The 16,545-nt window shown below is 60.1% G+C and carries 16 protein-coding genes and 1 tRNA gene; 4 read left to right on the top strand and 13 right to left on the bottom strand.

The window, feature by feature from the left end; all coding sequences use genetic code 11:
• Positions 1-97: 97 nt before the first annotated feature.
• On the top strand, positions 98-418 hold the full coding sequence (locus FHU41_RS14345) for a hypothetical protein (protein ID WP_179390281.1): 321 nt from the start codon (positions 98-100) through the stop codon (positions 416-418).
• Between the two features lie 9 nt (positions 419-427).
• On the top strand, positions 428-835 hold the full coding sequence (locus tag FHU41_RS14340; RefSeq protein ID WP_179390280.1) for a hypothetical protein: 408 nt from the start codon (positions 428-430) through the stop codon (positions 833-835).
• Here the strand turns inward: FHU41_RS14340 and FHU41_RS14335 are convergent.
• From FHU41_RS14335 to FHU41_RS14325, 3 genes are all read right to left on the bottom strand, one after another.
• Entirely contained in the window at positions 811-2,943 is a 2,133-nt protein-coding gene (locus FHU41_RS14335; protein WP_179390279.1) for a DUF7507 domain-containing protein, read from the bottom strand. The two genes, FHU41_RS14340 and FHU41_RS14335, sit on opposite strands and share 25 nt — an antisense overlap.
• A 162-nt stretch (positions 2,944-3,105) precedes the next feature.
• Positions 3,106-3,336 (bottom strand): hypothetical protein, encoded by a 231-nt coding sequence (locus FHU41_RS14330; RefSeq protein WP_179390278.1) that lies wholly within the window; start codon positions 3,334-3,336, stop codon positions 3,106-3,108.
• 29 nt (positions 3,337-3,365) lie between these two features.
• On the bottom strand, positions 3,366-4,037 hold the full coding sequence (locus tag FHU41_RS14325; RefSeq protein WP_179390277.1) for a hypothetical protein: 672 nt from the start codon (positions 4,035-4,037) through the stop codon (positions 3,366-3,368).
• Positions 4,038-4,533: 496 nt separating this feature from the next.
• On the opposite strand from FHU41_RS14325, the gene FHU41_RS15345 reads away from it, so the two are divergent.
• Together FHU41_RS15345 and FHU41_RS14315 are read left to right on the top strand one after the other, a co-directional pair.
• The gene (locus FHU41_RS15345; protein ID WP_179390276.1) at positions 4,534-5,973 is read left to right on the top strand and encodes a sigma-70 family RNA polymerase sigma factor; all 1,440 of its coding nucleotides are present in this window, start codon (positions 4,534-4,536) and stop codon (positions 5,971-5,973) included.
• A gap of 43 nt (positions 5,974-6,016) precedes the next feature.
• Entirely contained in the window at positions 6,017-6,370 is a 354-nt protein-coding gene (locus FHU41_RS14315) for a DUF488 domain-containing protein (RefSeq protein WP_179390275.1), read from the top strand.
• A gap of 40 nt (positions 6,371-6,410) precedes the next feature.
• On the opposite strand, the gene FHU41_RS14310 is transcribed toward FHU41_RS14315, so the two are convergent.
• The 10 genes from FHU41_RS14310 to FHU41_RS14265 form a co-directional block, all read right to left on the bottom strand.
• Positions 6,411-7,100, bottom strand: coding sequence for an LPXTG cell wall anchor domain-containing protein (locus FHU41_RS14310; protein ID WP_179390274.1), 690 nt, complete (start codon positions 7,098-7,100; stop codon positions 6,411-6,413).
• A 487-nt stretch (positions 7,101-7,587) separates the two neighbouring features.
• Positions 7,588-7,663, bottom strand: a tRNA-Asn gene (locus FHU41_RS14305).
• 52 nt (positions 7,664-7,715) lie between these two features.
• On the bottom strand, positions 7,716-9,623 hold the full coding sequence (gene dnaG, locus FHU41_RS14300; RefSeq protein WP_179390273.1) for a DNA primase: 1,908 nt from the start codon (positions 9,621-9,623) through the stop codon (positions 7,716-7,718).
• Between the two features lie 119 nt (positions 9,624-9,742).
• Positions 9,743-10,285, bottom strand: a complete 543-nt coding sequence (locus FHU41_RS14295; protein ID WP_179390272.1) for a hypothetical protein — start codon at positions 10,283-10,285, stop codon at positions 9,743-9,745.
• On the bottom strand, positions 10,282-11,601 hold the full coding sequence (locus tag FHU41_RS14290) for a deoxyguanosinetriphosphate triphosphohydrolase (RefSeq protein ID WP_179390489.1): 1,320 nt from the start codon (positions 11,599-11,601) through the stop codon (positions 10,282-10,284). Before FHU41_RS14290 ends, FHU41_RS14295 begins: the two co-directional genes overlap by 4 nt.
• Positions 11,585-12,781, bottom strand: a complete 1,197-nt coding sequence (gene dusB / locus FHU41_RS14285) for a tRNA dihydrouridine synthase DusB (protein ID WP_425503318.1) — start codon at positions 12,779-12,781, stop codon at positions 11,585-11,587. Before dusB ends, FHU41_RS14290 begins: the two co-directional genes overlap by 17 nt.
• Before the next feature lie 28 nt (positions 12,782-12,809).
• Positions 12,810-13,418: a response regulator transcription factor gene (locus tag FHU41_RS14280; protein WP_179390271.1), complete on the bottom strand. Its 609-nt coding sequence runs from the start codon at positions 13,416-13,418 to the stop codon at positions 12,810-12,812.
• Positions 13,419-13,437: 19 nt separating this feature from the next.
• Complete coding sequence (locus FHU41_RS15450; RefSeq protein WP_218847233.1) at positions 13,438-14,775, bottom strand: histidine kinase; 1,338 nt, start codon at positions 14,773-14,775, stop codon at positions 13,438-13,440.
• A 14-nt stretch (positions 14,776-14,789) separates the two neighbouring features.
• Positions 14,790-15,596, bottom strand: coding sequence for an ABC transporter permease (locus FHU41_RS14270; protein WP_179390270.1), 807 nt, complete (start codon positions 15,594-15,596; stop codon positions 14,790-14,792).
• Between the two features lie 19 nt (positions 15,597-15,615).
• Complete coding sequence (locus tag FHU41_RS14265) at positions 15,616-16,539, bottom strand: ABC transporter ATP-binding protein (RefSeq protein WP_179390269.1); 924 nt, start codon at positions 16,537-16,539, stop codon at positions 15,616-15,618.
• Between the last annotated feature and the right edge of the window lie 6 nt (positions 16,540-16,545).

Raw genomic sequence — 16,545 nt, 5'->3', positions numbered from 1 at the left:
GAGCGGTCACTGCCAAGGTTCATGCCTAGCGGCGAGGTGACGACGGCGTTGGCGCGGAAGAGTGGAAACATCACCTCCGCACCACGAAAGGCCCGTCATGATCACGGCAAGCAGCAACGCTGATTCGCTCGGTAAGCTAACCAATCTGGGCGCGCTCGCCGGAGTCGGAGGTTTCGCCTTGATTGGCTTGGCGCTCATTGTTCTGACCGTCAGCCTGATCGGCTTGGCCGGATTATTGGCGCAATATCAGGACTCCCGAATCCGTGGCTTGCCCGCCTGGTGCTGGGCCGCCGTCGTACTTCTGGTCCCGCTGCTGGGCACCGGGCTGTGGGCGTTGCTCGCTCGACGCCGGAGCACGACCGAAAGAACCGTGCCTCGGGGTGAATCCGCTCTGTTCCTGAGCCCGCTGCGGAGCTAAAATTCAGCTGTGTCCTCTGCACCGCATCCGGACCCACAGCCTGCCATTTGGCTGCGGGTAGATAGCACTTTGCTGCCATTGTGGTGGGAGCGGCTCTCTGCGCAGCTAAGCCCGGTTGCGGCGGCGAGCTTTGCCGCCGGATTATTCGCCGAGGATCGACGCCGACCGATTGCTCAGTGGCATAACCCCGCTCTGGGTGCCGCACTGCTAGTTGCTCCGGAAACCGCCGCCGAATGGCCGCTGCAGCGGTTCGGGATCTTTTACGCCCCGGCTTCCGGCGGAGTTCTCAGAGTGCATTCCGAAGTGCATGGCTGGCAGCCCAGGAACCCCGCCGATCCCGCCACCGAGGCTGAGGCTTTCCACAGCGCGATCGTCGAAGCCGAGCGGTTCCTTCAGGTGGAAATGGACTTCGTCTGAGTAGGCTTCCGACGGCGGGAAACAAGTCTCAGTGCCAGCCCGCAGCCAAAAAATCCAATTGCCCAAGCACTCATCCCCAACTCCGCCCCGGTATTAGCCAGATAGGCTTCGGCGGGGTCGATGAACCAGGTATCTACCGTCGAGGGGAGGGACGATATTGGCTTTTCGGGCGGGATGAGCGCCACCGTGGTTCCGGTGTTCTGCACATGACCGGCGTCGATATCTGCCTGGGTCACCCGATAACTGGCCATCGCGGTCACCTCCTGCCCCGGCAATAATCTCCCAACGGGCCCCGGCCACGAATAAGTCAAAGCAGATAGTCCCGGGAGATTGTCGGTGATCTTCACTTCGGTCAGAGTCAGGTTTCCGGTGTTCTGCGAGCGGAAATGGTAGCGAATGACATCCCCTACCCGAGCCGGAATCTCCACTCCCGAGGCGTCCGCAGTTTTCGTCAAGGAGATACCCGGCGCCGCCATCAAAAGGGTGTCTGTGCTCGATGGGGTCGGTATCACCGCTGGCCCGGAAGGCGGGTTGGCACTGCCACTTGCGGTATTACGGACGTGACCGGCGTCGATATCAAGCTGCGTGGGCCGGTAGCTCGCCGTCGCCGTGACGCTTTGGCCGGGCAGCAGCGTTCCCGGCATGCCGGGCCAGGAGTATTGCAAGGCCGATAAACCTGGGAGGCGATCGATGATCTGCACTTGCGTCAACGTAGTGTTCCCCGTGTTCATCGAGCGGAAATGGTAGTTGATCACATCTCCCAGCCTGGCAGGATTCCTGACCCCGGAATCATCTGCTGTCTTCGCCAAGGAGAGGCTGGGGGCCGCCCGCACCGTGGTACTCACCGAAGCATCATTGTTCTGGAGATTCGGATCGCTGTCTGTTCCGAACACCGTCGCACTGTTCGTGATCACCGAACCGGCAGCAAAAGGTGCTACTCCGGAGAGCACAATGGGTCCGAAGGCAGAGCCAGCAGGCAGAACCGTGGTTCCAGCCTGAGCGGAATTGGCGCAAGCCAGATCTACCCAGCTCGGCACAGTAGAGTTCGCCGACCCGGAGCAGCCCGGTGGCGCCGCCGAACAGCGCAGATTGCGCCCGCTAAGCTGACATCCCGACGGCGCCGAAACAATAGCGGGTTTCATGACATTTGCGGGAACGGCGTCGTTGACAATGAATCCATGTGAGTCAGCGGGACCGTTATTAGCAACCTTGATGCTCCAGCGGATGGTGCCGTTGCTCGCCACCGTGGCTGGGGCAGATTTGGAGATTGATACATCCGCCGAAGGCAAATAGCTGTTCACCGTGGTGCCACCCACCCCAACGCCCGAGACCACCGCATTAGTCGTATTCTTGGTGACCTCCTGCATCCAGGTATTCGCCAGGCGGAAACTTGTCACCTGACCGCTTATTTTGAGATAAGCTATCCCATAGCTTGTTGGTGCGCCACACTTGGTGCCATCAATATAGGACTGCGGGAGGGTCAGAGCATTATTGGCAAAAACGAAGGTTGAGCTATTGGACTGTAGCGTCAGCAGGCCATTAGCCGGCGCCACACCGTTCACCGCTGCGATAGCGGTATTGTTCCACCCGGCAACGCACCAGTCATAGGGTTGGGTACCACCCGCGCTTCCCCCGCCGCCCATCTGAATTCCGATAACTGGGTCAATCACCGGGTGCGGAAAAGTGAAGGTGCCCAAGTAGCTTGCACAGTTGTTCTGCTCCCTTACGGGCCGGCCCACTACGCAGCTATCCTTAAGCGCCGCTACCGAAGCCGCACTGGGCAAAAATCTGGGGGCGTTGATTCCGTCTTGGGAATACGTGTCGGTACCGAGCACCATGTCCTGCTGACCGGTCGAATTATTGCTTGCTATTTGCGCCCCAAATCCGGCAGCATTCCCGGGCAGCGGGCTACTAGCGACCGCTCCAACCGTCCAAGCCGTGGACGGAGCGTATCCGGAGGGTGCGGCTGCTTCGGCGGAGACAGCCCCGAGGCAAAGTGAAACCGAAGCCGCAATGAACGCTCCCAGCATTGAAGCCAAGGCAATGAGCCGTCCCGCCCGGTTCCCAGGCCCGAAATATCCCTGAAAAATTCCTGATTCACGCCGCACGTTTATCTCCACCTCGATCCACTCCGATCAGGCCAGCTTGCCGGCAAATAATGCCACAAATCCAGCTTCCCCGCCTTCTAATCACAGTTCAAGTACCAATACCCCCGCAAAGCAGTTGATGGGCAGCGGGAAATTCCCGCTGCCCATCGTTTGGGGGTGATGTTAGGTTTGCCGCGATACCTCAGCCGCACCATCCCGCTCGGCAACGGGTTTCCTCACCACCGCAAGACGGAACAGCAAAATACCGCAAACCACCAGAACAGCCGCAATCAAAGCAACGGTGAAAGAGCTGAAACCGGTATAAGCCAAAGAACCCACACCCGCCACGCCACCACCAGCCACGCCGGTGATTAAACCGCCACCACCGTGAGTGCTAGGACCAGATCCATACATAAGGGCTTACCTCCTTTAGGACCGAATCCTCAGGACCGAGTCGCGACAGCGCGACGCCGCACCAAAAACACCCCACCAGCAAGCAAGGCAGCAACCACCACCGCCCCACCAGCAACCAAAGGATCAACCATCGGCGCACCCGGATCAACAGGAGTCTTAAATCCGATCGCCTGTGGGGCACTGCCCACGATCTGACCGTTGGTATTTGTCCACCCGATAGATCCGTCATTGAAGGTCGAGCTATACGGCGCACCCGGGTTAGCGGTCAGATGCACCATCAAATCCAAGTACCCCACTTGCCCGCTTCCCGCGGCCCCCACCGTAGTGGAGACGTTGGTGCAGGTCATGGTTTTGTTTCCGTTGGAGAGCACGCATCCTGCGGCTGACCAGTTGGTTGGCTGGGTCTGCCCATTGGCAGCCTGTGTTCCAGTGGTGACTCGCTGGCCGATCTGATTGTCCGTGAAGGTGGAGTTCGACGGCGCCTGCATAGTGAAGGTCAGCGTATCGGTGTGTGTTACTCCGTCGGGATTGGTGAGAGTGATCCCCGCGGTGCCGCTGGCCCCGGGAGCAATAGTCTGGAGAGTCATTTCATTGCTATAGCCTGCAGCAGCCTGAGCGATAGCTGCCCCACCGGCTAGTATCCCCAATGCCAGGGCCGGAACAGCGGCCCACTTCAGAACTTTCTTTTTATACGTCTGCATCTCGCTCCTCGTTGTTTTTCACTTACGGACGCCTACCCATCACTCCCCCACTTCGAGGGACCCCCGATGGGCGGCTCGCCTTAAAGTACGCATCCGATACAAAACATGGCGCGCCGATTCTGTGATTCAAGTCACAGTTCGGATGATGCGTGTTTCTACCCGCAGAACGTTGCTACCCACCGAGGATCAAATGGCCATGGGCAGGCAGATAATAGGAAGCAGATGGACTCGATCCAGCCCCTGGTCGAGTCTCTCATCAGGGATTGAAGGGTCTCGTGTTCGCTTTGGCAGCAAGCACTCAGCGTCTCAGCTACTACTTGTTTACCGCACCCCTCGGTGCCCTGGCCCCGACCCCTGAAACTTGCCGACCGCCGTCGTCCGCTCCGATCCACAGACCAATAAGGAGCTCGCGCAACACTATTTCGACTCAATCGGTACTTCTTATAGATGGGCCCTGGAGCGGAGGTGAGCCCTAGTGCCTAAAGGGGAGATATTTTTGGAAAAACTCATTGAAATAGGGGACAGCGAGCTCATCACCCGTAGTCGTACGGGAGATGCCGAAGCTTTCGCTGAATTATTTCGTCGGCACCAGGCTCTGGCTCGCGTTGTGGCGATCAGGAACGTCGATTCGCATTCCGATGCGGAGGATGTGGTTTCGGAGGCTTTCGCCTATACCTTCACCAAGCTCAAGGAAGGCCGGGGGCCGGAAAGCTCATTTCGTGCGTATCTATTGACCGCTGTCACCAGGATCGCGCACAGAATGAATCTTAAGAAGTCAAAGACCATTCCGACCAGCGATCAGCAAATTCTCGACCAGCACACCGATTCGAAGGACATCACCCTCGATGCCTTCGAATCCGCCATCATCGCCAAGGCCTTTCGGGAGCTACCCGAACGATGGCAGGCGGTCCTTTGGTATCTCGATATTGAGGGGCAGAAACCCGCAGCGGTAGCAGTCATTTTAGGGATTACTTCCAACGCCGTCTCTTCTTTGGCGGGAAGGGCACGCGAGGCGCTTCGAGCCAACTACCTGCAAAACCACATTAAGCCTTCAAATCCGGAATGTCATGAGAACGCGGGCAGATTGGGCGCCTACGTGGCTGGCACCCTCCGGGCGTCGATCAAGAAACAGGTAGAGGATCACCTCGCTACTTGCGGCAGTTGCACGGCGTTGCTCACCGAGGTCCGGGATGTGCGTTCCGGCTTACGCGCCGTTATGGTGCCGCTTATCTCTGGGCTATCTGTTCCCGAATTCCAGGCGGCAGTTGCCCAATTACCGAATCCCGTTCCCACAGTCTTGCCGGGCAGGATTCGGAGCCTTCAGAAGGCTGGCGCTATCTGCGCCAGCGCGGCCCTGATCGCGCTCTTCCTGCTGTTGCTCCTGCCAAGTAGTCATTCTCCGCAGCGCGATTCCGCGGCTTTGCCCTCGGCACAGAGTCCGCTCCCGACCCCGTCACCTCGTCCCAGCCCCCGTCCCAGCCCCATAAGCAGGCCGCCCTCTCCCAGTGCTCCGGCGGCGACACCCGCTCCGTCCGTACCCTTGGTGATACCGGCGCCTGCACCGACCTCGGCTAAACCTATCCCGACCGTGCCGCCGCCGGTGACAATTTCGGCTCGAACCGTTTCGGCTCGTCTGCCCAACGGCGGATCGGTGACAACGGTTACTCTCACCAGCCCTGAGAAACTCCCGTCATCCGGCGTCTCAGTGGTCCTAAATCTGAGCAGCGGCCGGAAATTCAGTGCAACGCAACCCGCGCAGGGCCAAGGATGGAGCTGCGTTTTGCTGAGCTCGGCTAGCCTCAGTTGCAAAACGGCTCGGATCGATCAGGCTCAACCTCAGATCGTCACTCAAATAGAGCCAGGGTCGGCGGCCACGCTCAACGTGACCATCTCCGGGCCTGAGGTCACCCCCGCTAGCTACGTCAACCAGTTCTGAGGCCCCTTGCCGATTTCCCCGCCAGAAATGAGATGCTGGGCTGATGGATGTGACGCTCAAAAGAGTCTACGAACCCGCGGCGGACGACGACGGATTCCGAGTTCTGGTTGACCGGCTCTGGCCGCGCGGTGTCAGTAAGGAACGAGCGCGTCTCGATCTGTGGCTCAAGGAGGTGGCGCCTTCGCCGGAGCTACGTCAACGCTGGCACCACGATCCAGAGCATTGGGACAATTACGCCGAAGAATACCGGAACGAATTGCAAAGCAACCCCGCTGTTCCGGGCTTTCGCGAACTACTTGAGGCTCAATCCAAAAGCACCTTGCTCTACGGTGCAGCGGACCCGGAACGTAATCACGCCCGGGTCCTGCTGGAAGTGCTGAGTACGATAGCGGGCTGAGTTCTCCCCGCTAGTGTTTCTCCGCCTCTTCGGCTAGCAATCAGCTATTGCCGCCGCTGCCGCCGCCGCCGTTATTGCCGCCACCGCCGCCGCAAGTCGCTGTTGCGGGGAAGGTCCACACCGTGGTGGAACCGGGAGCGATAACGTAGCCGGGGGCTGCGGTTGCGGTATCAGTGATGACTAAGGAGCTTCCCGAACCGGTGGAGGTCTGGGTGTAGACGACTCCGGTCTCTGTCGGATCGGTCACCAGCAGCGCGCCGACGGAATCACAGCTAGCGGTAGGAGCTGTTGGCGTCACCGTAATTGCGGTCGGAGTGGGGGTAGCCGATGGCGTTGCGGTGCTGCTTGCGCTCGGGCTGCTGCTCGGAGTTGCCTTCGGGGTCACCGCCGGGCTGGTAGCTGGGTTTGTGGTCGGAGCGGGTGCCGGGCTCGTTGCCGGGGTAGTGCTGGGCGCGGGGGCCGGCGCTACCGCAGCGGGGTTGCTTTGGAGTGGTGCCGGCGCGGTCGCATCGCATTCGGCAGAGGCTGCTGCGCTCGAGGGCTGGGCGGCGTTAAGGGCGAAGCCGCCAAAGGCTAACAGTCCAATAAGCACCAGAGCTCCGGTGGCGGTGCTCTTTCCGCGTCGACGACGCGTGATAACAACGATTACCGCACCCAAGATGAGCAAGGAGAGTCCCAAGATGAGCGGAATGGTTGGATTGGCGCCGGTATTTGCCAGGCAAGAAGTCATTTTGGTTCCCCCGAGAGCTGTTGATCAACAGCCGATATTAACATTTTCTGTTTCTGCCCCGTCAAATGTGACGAAGACATAAATTTTTTGGGGCTTGGGCGGTGAGGGGGATGTTGCGGCCCGGGCCTGTTCGTCGAGTGTGGAGATCTGCATGTTTTGAGCGCCGTTTAGCGTGTAGATCTCCACACTCGTTGGGGTGTTTGGGGTGGGTTTTGCTGCTCTTTACCTCACCAGCCAAGAACGACCGATTTGCTTCCTACTCGGGATCGGTTTGAGTGACACGATCAATCCGCGCATCGGCCTAGACGAACGGGCCAGGGCCAGTCCTTCCACCCCTGGTTTCGGCGCAGATATCTTCTGCTGGGAAAGAGATCCTCACCCAAACCATCCAGCACGTCCGGAAGCTGAGTTCCGAACCCCGCAGAGACTCTTTACGGCAAAGAAAAATCCCGTGATCCGGGCTAAAACCGGGATCACGGGATTTCCGTGGCTCCTCCTGCTGGACTTGAACCAGCAACCCTTCGATTAACAGTCGAATGCTCTGCCAATTGAGCTAAGGAGGAATGAGGCAGGTATTACTCTAACAAAGGATTCGGGCGCTGTGAAATCGGCCCCTCATTCCTCCCTCAGCACCCGCCGTCGGACCTCCAGCTCCATCAATTCACGCTGCAGCAGCTGGTACTTTTCTGGGTCGGCCACCGGGTCCATTCTTTGCAGTGCTCCAAGCTTCTCGGCCTTCTGCCGGGTCAGCTGCATCTCGAAGAGACTGCGCATCATTGAGACGCAGTAGTTCTTCAAGCTCTCCGCGGAGGTCGCCGGAAGCGCTATTACGGTGAGCTCGGAAATAAGTGGCAGCAGCGGCTCCGGGGTCTCCTGGGTGACCTTCTGCAGCCACAGCGAGGCACTCCCGGCCGCCGCTGGGGAACCCGCTGCCCTGACGGCGTCGTGCACGGCACGATAGGCAGGCACAGCGAACTGCACCTCACCGAAGTGCAGCCAATCAGCGTCACTCAGCACCCCCGGCTCCTGAAGCACCACTTCGAGCGCTTGCCGCTCAATCCGCGCGGCCGGGTCCCGCGGGTCTGGCCTGCTAAAGCCGGGCTCAGGGTTCGACGGCGCCTCCTCGGTTTGGCTCCCCCTGCTGGCTTCCAGTTTCCCGGCAGAGTGTTCGGCCTGACCGGAACGACTATGCTGCTTTGCGGCAGCATTGACGGCGCGCAGCACCTCGTTCGGATCGGCTATGCCCAGCCAACCGGCCACCAGTTGGCTGTAACCGACCTTGGTGGAGTTATCCCGGATATCGGCCAGAATGGGTGCCGCAGAGCGCAGTCCTCTCACCCTGCCCTCGACACTACTCAGATCGAACTTATCCAGCTCGGTGCGCACCGCGAATTCGAAAAGCGGCTTCCTGAGCGAGATCAAGTTCCGCACTGCTTCCGGGCCACCAGACTGCCGCAGATCGCACGGGTCCATACCATTCGGTTCCACTGCAACGTAGGTTTGGGAGAGGAAGCGCTGGTCCAGATCGAAAGCCTTACGGGCCGCATTCTGACCGGCTGCGTCGCCGTCGAAGGTAAAAATCACACTGCCACTGCCGTCGTCGGAAAGTAGCCTACGTACCACCTTGACGTGGTCGGCGCCGAAGGCGGTACCGCAAGTGGCCACGGCGGTCTCTACTCCGGAAAGGTGGCAGGCCATCACGTCGGTATAGCCTTCGACTACAACGAGTTGCTTCTCCTTGGCGATCGCCTTCTTGGCTAGGTCAATACCGTAGAGCACTTGCGACTTCTTATACAGCGGGGTCTCCGGAGTGTTCAGGTACTTCGGTCCCTGATCCTCTTCGAAGAGCTTGCGTGCCCCGAAGCCGATGGTCTCCCCCGCAATGTCTCGGATCGGCCAGATTAGCCTGCCACGAAAGCGGTCAAACATTCTGTTTCCGGAGCTGCCGGTGGAGAACATTCCGGTCAGCCGCAGTTCCTCCTCGGTGAATCCCCGCCCGCGTAAGTGCTTTAGCAGCGAGTCCCACCCCTGTGGAGCGAAACCGACCCCGAAGTGCTCGGCAGCAGCCCGGTCGAAACCCCGGCCACTCAAAAACTGACGCCCTGCTGCCGCAGCGGGAGTGAGTAATTGCTCCCGGAAAAACTCGGCAGCCACCTTATGCGCGTCCAGCAACCTTTGACGTCGGCCGATCTCCTCGCGGCGCGGACCGGTACCGCCATCCTCGTAGTGAAGCTCGAAGCCAATCCGTCCGGCGAGCTTCTCCACCGCCTCCGCAAAAGTTAGATGATCCACCTTCTGAATGAAGGAAATGACATCCCCACCCTCGCCGCAGCCAAAGCAGTGATACTGGCCCATCTGGGGCCGAACGTTGAAGGAAGGACTGCGTTCATCGTGAAAAGGGCACAAGCCCTTCCAGGAGCCGATACCGGCGCTTTTGAGCGTGACGTAGCCCTCGACGACTTCTTTGATATCGGTGCGGGTGCGGAGTTCTTCGATATCCTCCCGCTTGATCAGTCCGGCCACCCAGTTAGTCTATGGCAGCGTCCCGACAAGATGAACGCAGTTCACCGAACGCTAAGCGGATCGGTCCACTGCGAGCCAGCCAAGCCGCAAAAGCTCACCGCAAGTCGCAAAGTGGAGAGCTAGTGACCCAGACTAAAGGTCAGGATCAGGGCAAAGGCGACCGCCAGAATGGCGAAGCCAACACCTCCCAAGGCAAAGCCCAGTCCGAGCTTGGTGCTTTTGTCCATCTTTTTCTTCCAGCCCGAGGGCACCATCACGGCGTCAACAAACCTCGACATTTCCCGGCTGTCGAAGTTATAGCCGCCCACCATCGAGCCGTCCTCTTGAAGCCCGACGGTACGCACCGCGCTGATCTCAATCATGCTGCCCATCTTGACCGATTTGGCGGCTTCAAAATAGGGCACAAATCCAAGCGGCCCGGCACCGGCCTTCCAGCGCATCTCCCTGATGATTTGCTCCCGGCTATAAACCTGGTGCGCCTCGTCAAGCAACAGATTAATGCTGTATTCCTTATCCAGCTTGTACTCATAGAAGAGCGTCAGCCAGTGCAGATCCGCCACATTTAGATGCACCCGCAAACCGCCCTCAATGGGAGTCACCGTATAGGGCGTACCCTGAGCCTGAGCTGTCAGTTGCTGGTAAATCTGCGCTGCCGTCATCATGGCACCAGTGTAGACAACCGACGATGCCATGCCAGAGCCGAAACATCGGTCAACGAGGCCACCTGATCGATCACCACGCGCAAGCGCTCGGCATCATTCTGCGCCGCACGCCAATCCGCCGCAAACATGGTTTCCAGGTGTTGATCTCCGGAGGCCACCAAGATAGCCACTAATTCGTGCAGCACCTCTTGCTGGTGCTGATAGATCGGCTGCCGGCGATCCGTTGTCATCACAAAGGTAGTGGCCAGTCCTTTCATCACCGCGATCTCAATAATGGTTTCCTGCGGCACCACCACATCGGCGGCAAAGCGGGTCAAGGGCTGCGAACCATAAATTGCGCGGGTGGTATCCAAGGCGCTCTGGCAGAACCGGCCGATCAGCTGACTGGTCATGTTCTTCAGCGATCCCATTGCGGCTCGCGAACCATCGGAATGCCGCACCCAAACCTCGGTGGCTTCCAAGCGCTCCAGGGCAGCATCGATTTCGGCGGGCTCGGTATGCGGCAGGTACCACTGTTGGGTATAGCCAATCACCCGGTTCCTGTTATCGGAATCTCCCAGTTCGGCGAGCTGAAAGCTCCCGGCCACAATGGCATCTTCCACATCGTGCACGGAATAGGAGATGTCATCGGCCAGGTCCATCACCTGAGCTTCGATGCAGCTATGCCCCTCCGGAGCACCCTCACGCAACCATCGAAAAATCGGTTCGTCGTCGGTATAGACGCCAAATTTACTGGTCCGGTGGCCGTGCACCACCGGCGCATCGGCAGCCAGCCAGGGATACTTACAGGCCGCGTCCAGGCTAGCTCTGGTCAGATTCAAGCCAGCGGGACCGCCGTCGGAATCGAGAACTTTCGGCTCCAAGCGGGTCAGTAATCGTAGGGTTTGGGCATTGCCTTCGAAACCGCCAATTGCGTGTGCCAGTTCGTTCAGCGCGGCCTCGCCATTGTGCCCAAAGGGTGGATGGCCCAGATCATGGGAAAGGCATGCGGTATCGACCACATCTGGATCGCAGCCGAGCACCCGGCCCAGTTCACGACCCACCTGCGCCACTTCGAGCGAATGGGTCAGTCTGGTCCGCACAAAGTCATCGCTGTCCGGAGCCACCACCTGGGTTTTCGCCCCCAGTCTGCGCAGCGCCGAGGAGTGCAGTACCCGCGCCCGATCACGTTCAAAGGGGCTGCGATAAGAATTCTTAAAGGGCTCGGCAACCATTCGCTCCGCATCGGCGTCCCGATAGCCAGAACCCGGGTTCTCCAGAGCTGAGGTTTCCGCCGCCAGCCCCCTAACCGCTGGACCCTCAGCCACCGGAGACATCCAATTCGGCCGCCGCGATTCCTGCGCGCTGCCCCTCATCCAAGTCCTTGCTATTCAGCCAGCCATCCGGAAGCGCGGTGCGCTTTGGCGTGCCGGCTCGGCCGCGCGGACCCTCGGCGTCGACACCCGGATAAGGTGACTCCATATCGAGCTGATCCAGCAGCTCACGCAAAACCTCAAGGCTTGGCACCGCAGCGAGTTTGGCGCGCAGCTCGCCGCCCACCACATAACCCTTGAAGTACCAGGCCATATGCTTTCGAATATCCCGCAGCGCCTTGTTCTCCTCACCGAAGGTCTCGATGAGGAGTTCAGCGTGCCGGTAAACCGTCTCGGAGACTTCCTTCAGACCGGGCTGAAAACGTTGCGCACTCCCGTCGAAAGCGGCCATCAGATCACCGAAGAGCCAGGGACGTCCCTGGCAACCGCGGCCAATCACCACACCATCAACACCGGTCTCGCGGACCATCCGGATGGCATCCTCCGCGCTCCAAATATCCCCGTTACCCAGTACCGGAATGTCAGGCAAGGCCTCACGCAGCCGGGCAATGGCTGACCAGTCGGCGGTACCGGAGTAGAACTGGCTGGCGGTGCGGCCATGCAGTGCGACGGCGGCAACCCCCGAGTCACGAGCGATCCGGCCGGCTTCCAGATACGTCAGATGATCGTCGTCAATTCCCTTGCGCATTTTGACGGTCAGCGGAATATCCCCGCGGGAGGCTTCCCGGACAGCAGTGCGCACGATTGAGGTGAAGAGTTCGGTCTTCCAAGGCAGCGCCGCTCCCCCACCCCGGCGGGTCACCTTGGCCACCGGACAGCCGAAGTTCAGGTCGATATGATCGGCCCGATCTTCCTCCACCAGCATTCGTACCGCTTTACCAACGGTGAGCGGATCGACGCCGTAGAGCTGCACCGAACGAACCTTTTCGTCCTCGTCATGGGAGATGATCCGCAGGCTCTCCGGGGTGCGCTCAACCAGGGCTCGGGAAGTCACCATTTCGGCAACATACAGGCCACCACCGTACTCACGGCAGAGCCGCCGGAATGCAGTATTGGTGATGCCCGCCATCGGAGCCAGCACAACGGGGGTATCCACCGTAATATTGCCCAGCCGCAACGGCGGCAGTTCCAACCGGTCGGTGGCGCTGGGTAGATCAATACTGGGCAGATCAATAACAGTCACGGTTCTATTCTCTCAAATCCGGCAAAATCTAGAGCAACCAGCCGTTTTCCTCCGCGGTATGCACGGCCTCGGCCCTGGTCCGGGCAGAGGTTTTACCCATCGCACTGGAGAGATAATTCCGGACGGTTCCCTCGGAGAGAAAGGTTGCCTTGGCAATATCTGCCACCGTACCGCCCTGGCTAGCGGCCCGTAGTACCTCAGTTTCCCGGTCGGTCAATGGGCTCTCGCCGCTGGTCAGGGTCTCCGCGGCAAGCGTGGGATCGACCACCCGAAGCCCCGAGTGAACCCTCCGGACGGCATCGGCGAGTTGTTTCGCCGGGGTGTCCTTCACCACGAAGCCGCTCGCTCCGGCTTGCATGGCCCGACGCAAATATCCTGGCCGACCGAAGGTGGTCACCATCAGCACCCTGCACCCCGGTAGACCCTTCCGCAGTTGCGCTGCCGCGGCGATGCCATCCAAGCCGGGCATCTCGACATCCAGAAGGGCAACTTGAGCTTGATGTTCGACGGCGGCAGCCAAGACTTGATCACCCCTGCCCACCTCAGCAACCACTTCAATATCGTGCTCCAAGCCGAGCAGCGCGGCGAGGGCTCCCCGTACCAGGGCTTGGTCATCGGCTATCAGCAGGCGGATCATAGGGACAATCTACCGGAGCTCAAAGATCCACCCGGAGCCGGAATCCGCCGTGCTCACCCAGCCCGGAACGTCCGATGGAAAGTGAAGCACCTTGCGCTTCAACACGCTCCCTCAGGCCCGCCAGCCCGTTGGCGCTGGAAGGGGGTTGCTGCCCGGAAAGCCCAACGCCGTCGTCGTCGATCTGGATGAATCCGGAGCCCATGGTCACCTTGACCCGGCTGGCGTGGGCATGCCGGACAATATTTGTGGTGCCTTCACGTAAGGTCCAGCCGAAGAGCTCCCGGTATTTCGCTGGTACCTCATCCGCCGCTCCCGGCAGTTCCGCATCGATACCCCCGGCGGCGAGCGCGGTACGCGCATTGGCCAGTTCAGAGAGCACATTCACGCCGCGATAGCCGCTCACCGTGGCTCGCACATCGGCGAGCGCGCCGCGAGCCAGATCCTCCACCTCACGGATCTCGATGGCAGCCCGTGCCACCGCGGTCTGCTTAGCTGCAGCCTGATTCGGTGTGGTCTGCTCGGGTGTGGTCTGATCAGGGATGACCTGCTCGGGGATGACCTGGTCCTGGGCGGCTTCGATCAGCCGACCGGCTAGTTCAGCCTTGACCGCGATCACGGTGAGTGAGTGCCCGAGGATATCGTGCATATCCCGGGCTACCCGATTGCGTTCCTCTTTTACCGCAACATCAGCCAGTTCCTGTTGGGTGCTGCGCAGCACCCGCAAGGCTTCGATCTGCCGGGAGAACGCGACCATCATCAAGCCAATTGACCCGGCCACCGCCGCCATCGAAAAGGCATCCTCGAAGGAGGCTCCCAGCAGCAACTGCCCGATGATAATCAACACCACAACGGTGCCCATGATGGTCAGCGCGGTTCGCCGTCGATACTGTTGCATGGCCGCGCAGACCGTGATGAAGGTGGCGAACCAACCACCGGATCGGCCAAGGAACAGGATCGACGCAGCTGCCAGGATTATTAGCAGGATTAGCAGGCTCAGTTTAAAAGCTTGGCTGCGGCCCCAGCTCAGCGGCGGGATGAACATGAAACCGATCAGCATCAGCAGGTTGAGCCCAAGATAGGTCCACGCCGAGCCGCTAGAACCACCAGAGGCAAATAATGCTGGCAGGCTATTGAATCCCCAGATCAGCACCGCGATGCCCGCCCCCAGATACCAGCGCCGAGCCCCGTGCGAAACGAGAAGTTCGCCGGGGCTCAGCGGCTGGCTGAGGTCTTGGGCAATCCAGCTCAACCTGCCCGCCATCCGATTGACCTCGCCGTTGATATCGGCATCGGTTTCGACCCGATCAAGGTTCGGTCGGAGGACGGAGGGATCGCCGGAAGCGGATGGTTCAGACACAGGGCTACTTTATGTCAGACGCGTTTGGTGTCGCGGCGGAAGGCGAAAGCCGCTCCGACGATGAAGATGAGGAGCCAGAGGAAGACATTGCCCAGGGCCAGCCAATTGAAGTCACCTCCGGTAAGCGGGGTGCGAGCGATCACGCCGATGCCGTAGGTGGGGGTCCAGGCTCCAACGTCCTTCATCCAGCCGTCCAGAGGGAAGAACAAACCGCCGAATAGCGCCAGGAAGGCGATGGCCGGTCCCATGAACTGCATAACGTTTTCACTGGGTACCAGGTAGCCCACCAGCAAGCCGAGGGCGGTAAAGACTAGCGAACCGAGCAACGCGGCGAGAGCACCGATAATCCAAATGCTCAGATCCATCCGAACACCAATGGCAAAACCAGCGATGTAGACGGCCGCGATGGCGATGGCTCCTAGTACCAGCGCCCCAACGATTTTCACCGCGATATTGGCTGCCGGGCTGAGCGGAGTGAGTCTGAGCTGACGACTCCAGCCCATGGAGCGTTCGATGGCGACCGCGCCACCTGCCGATGTAGCGGTGATCATGCAACCGTAAACAGCCATCGAGAGCATGATGTAGGCGGCAACCGACTGGCCACCGGCGCTGATCGGATGGCTCGGATCAAGCGGGGTGTTCTTGACCTGCAGGCCGATGATGAGGAACATCGCCACCGGCAGCACCATGGCAAAAATGACGTTGCGGCGATTGCGCAGTCGGCGCTTCATCTCAATGCCGAGCAAGGTCATGTTGAAGCCGCCGAAGGGCGGAACCCTGCGCTCGGTGGAGATGCTTGACGGGATGGTATTGGTAGTCATGGCTTTCCTTAGTTCTCGTCTAGTTCTCGTCCGAAGTCAACGCCAAGAAGGCGTCTTCAAGGTTGTGCGAGGTGATCTCCAGATCGTGCGCATCCGTGTGGTTGAGCAAGTAGCGGGCGACGGCGTCGGAATCCTTGGTATGGACCGTCACCATCCCGGCGCGCAGCTCCACCTCGTCAACCCCGGGCAGTGCCGCGACTGCGGTCTGCTCAAGGTCGGAGACACTGGCTTTGACCGTTCGGCCGGAGGCGAGCGCCTTGATCTCGGCACTCGTACCATCGGCCACGATCTGTCCCCTGCGGACCAGAATGATCCGGTCGGCATAGGCATCGGCTTCATCCAGATAGTGGGTGGCGAAGATAACGGTGCGCCCGCGACGCGCATCGGTGTGAATGGCGTTCCAGAAGTCACGGCGGCCCTCCACATCCATGCCGGTGGTTGGTTCATCGAGGATGAGCAATCCCGGATCCGAGACTAGTGCCATGGCGAAGCGCAGGCGCTGTTGCTGCCCGCCCGAGCACTTGACCACTAGCCGGTCCCCGATGTCCTTGATCCCGGCGCGTTCCAGGCATTCCTCGGCCGGCCGGGCCTCGGCGAAGAGCGAGGCGGTGAGTTCAACGGTTTCCCGCACCGTGAGGTCCTTGAGTAAGCCTCCGGTCTGCATCACCGCGGAGACCTGGCCGTGTGCGATTGCTTGCCGCGGACTCTTGCCGTAAACCGTGACGCTGCCCTGATCCGGCTTGGAGAGCCCGAGCAGCATATCGATGGTGGTGGTCTTGCCTGCGCCGTTCGGGCCGAGGAAGGCCACGATCTCTCCCGGCTTGATGCGTAGATCAATGCCATTGACGGCTTTGGCTTTGCCAAAGGACTTGTACAGGCCTTCCGCGTCTACCGCGTAGAGATCGGTGGCGGTGCTGGTGGTGCTAGTGAGCAGTTGACTCATGATGTT

Source organism: Psychromicrobium silvestre, assembly GCF_013408295.1.
Lineage (GTDB): Bacteria > Actinomycetota > Actinomycetes > Actinomycetales > Micrococcaceae > Renibacterium > Renibacterium silvestre.
Note: the sequence above shows the minus strand (reverse complement) of the source record. Positions and strands in the feature narration are given on the sequence as shown.

What these genes read in the sequence shown, in the direction of transcription:
- FHU41_RS14345 (WP_179390281.1), top strand. Translation starts at nt 98, where the DNA reads ATGATCACGGCAAGCAGCAACGCTGATTCGCTCGGTAAGCTAACCAAT.
- FHU41_RS14330 (WP_179390278.1), bottom strand. Translation starts at nt 3,336, where the DNA reads ATGTATGGATCTGGTCCTAGCACTCACGGTGGTGGCGGTTTAATCACC.
- FHU41_RS14325 (WP_179390277.1), bottom strand. Translation starts at nt 4,037, where the DNA reads ATGCAGACGTATAAAAAGAAAGTTCTGAAGTGGGCCGCTGTTCCGGCC.
- FHU41_RS14315 (WP_179390275.1), top strand. Translation starts at nt 6,017, where the DNA reads ATGGATGTGACGCTCAAAAGAGTCTACGAACCCGCGGCGGACGACGAC.
- FHU41_RS14310 (WP_179390274.1), bottom strand. Translation starts at nt 7,100, where the DNA reads ATGACTTCTTGCCTGGCAAATACCGGCGCCAATCCAACCATTCCGCTC.
- FHU41_RS14295 (WP_179390272.1), bottom strand. Translation starts at nt 10,285, where the DNA reads ATGATGACGGCAGCGCAGATTTACCAGCAACTGACAGCTCAGGCTCAG.
- FHU41_RS14290 (WP_179390489.1), bottom strand. Translation starts at nt 11,601, where the DNA reads ATGTCTCCGGTGGCTGAGGGTCCAGCGGTTAGGGGGCTGGCGGCGGAA.
- FHU41_RS14280 (WP_179390271.1), bottom strand. Translation starts at nt 13,418, where the DNA reads ATGATCCGCCTGCTGATAGCCGATGACCAAGCCCTGGTACGGGGAGCC.
- FHU41_RS14270 (WP_179390270.1), bottom strand. Translation starts at nt 15,596, where the DNA reads ATGACTACCAATACCATCCCGTCAAGCATCTCCACCGAGCGCAGGGTT.
- FHU41_RS14265 (WP_179390269.1), bottom strand. Translation starts at nt 16,539, where the DNA reads ATGAGTCAACTGCTCACTAGCACCACCAGCACCGCCACCGATCTCTAC.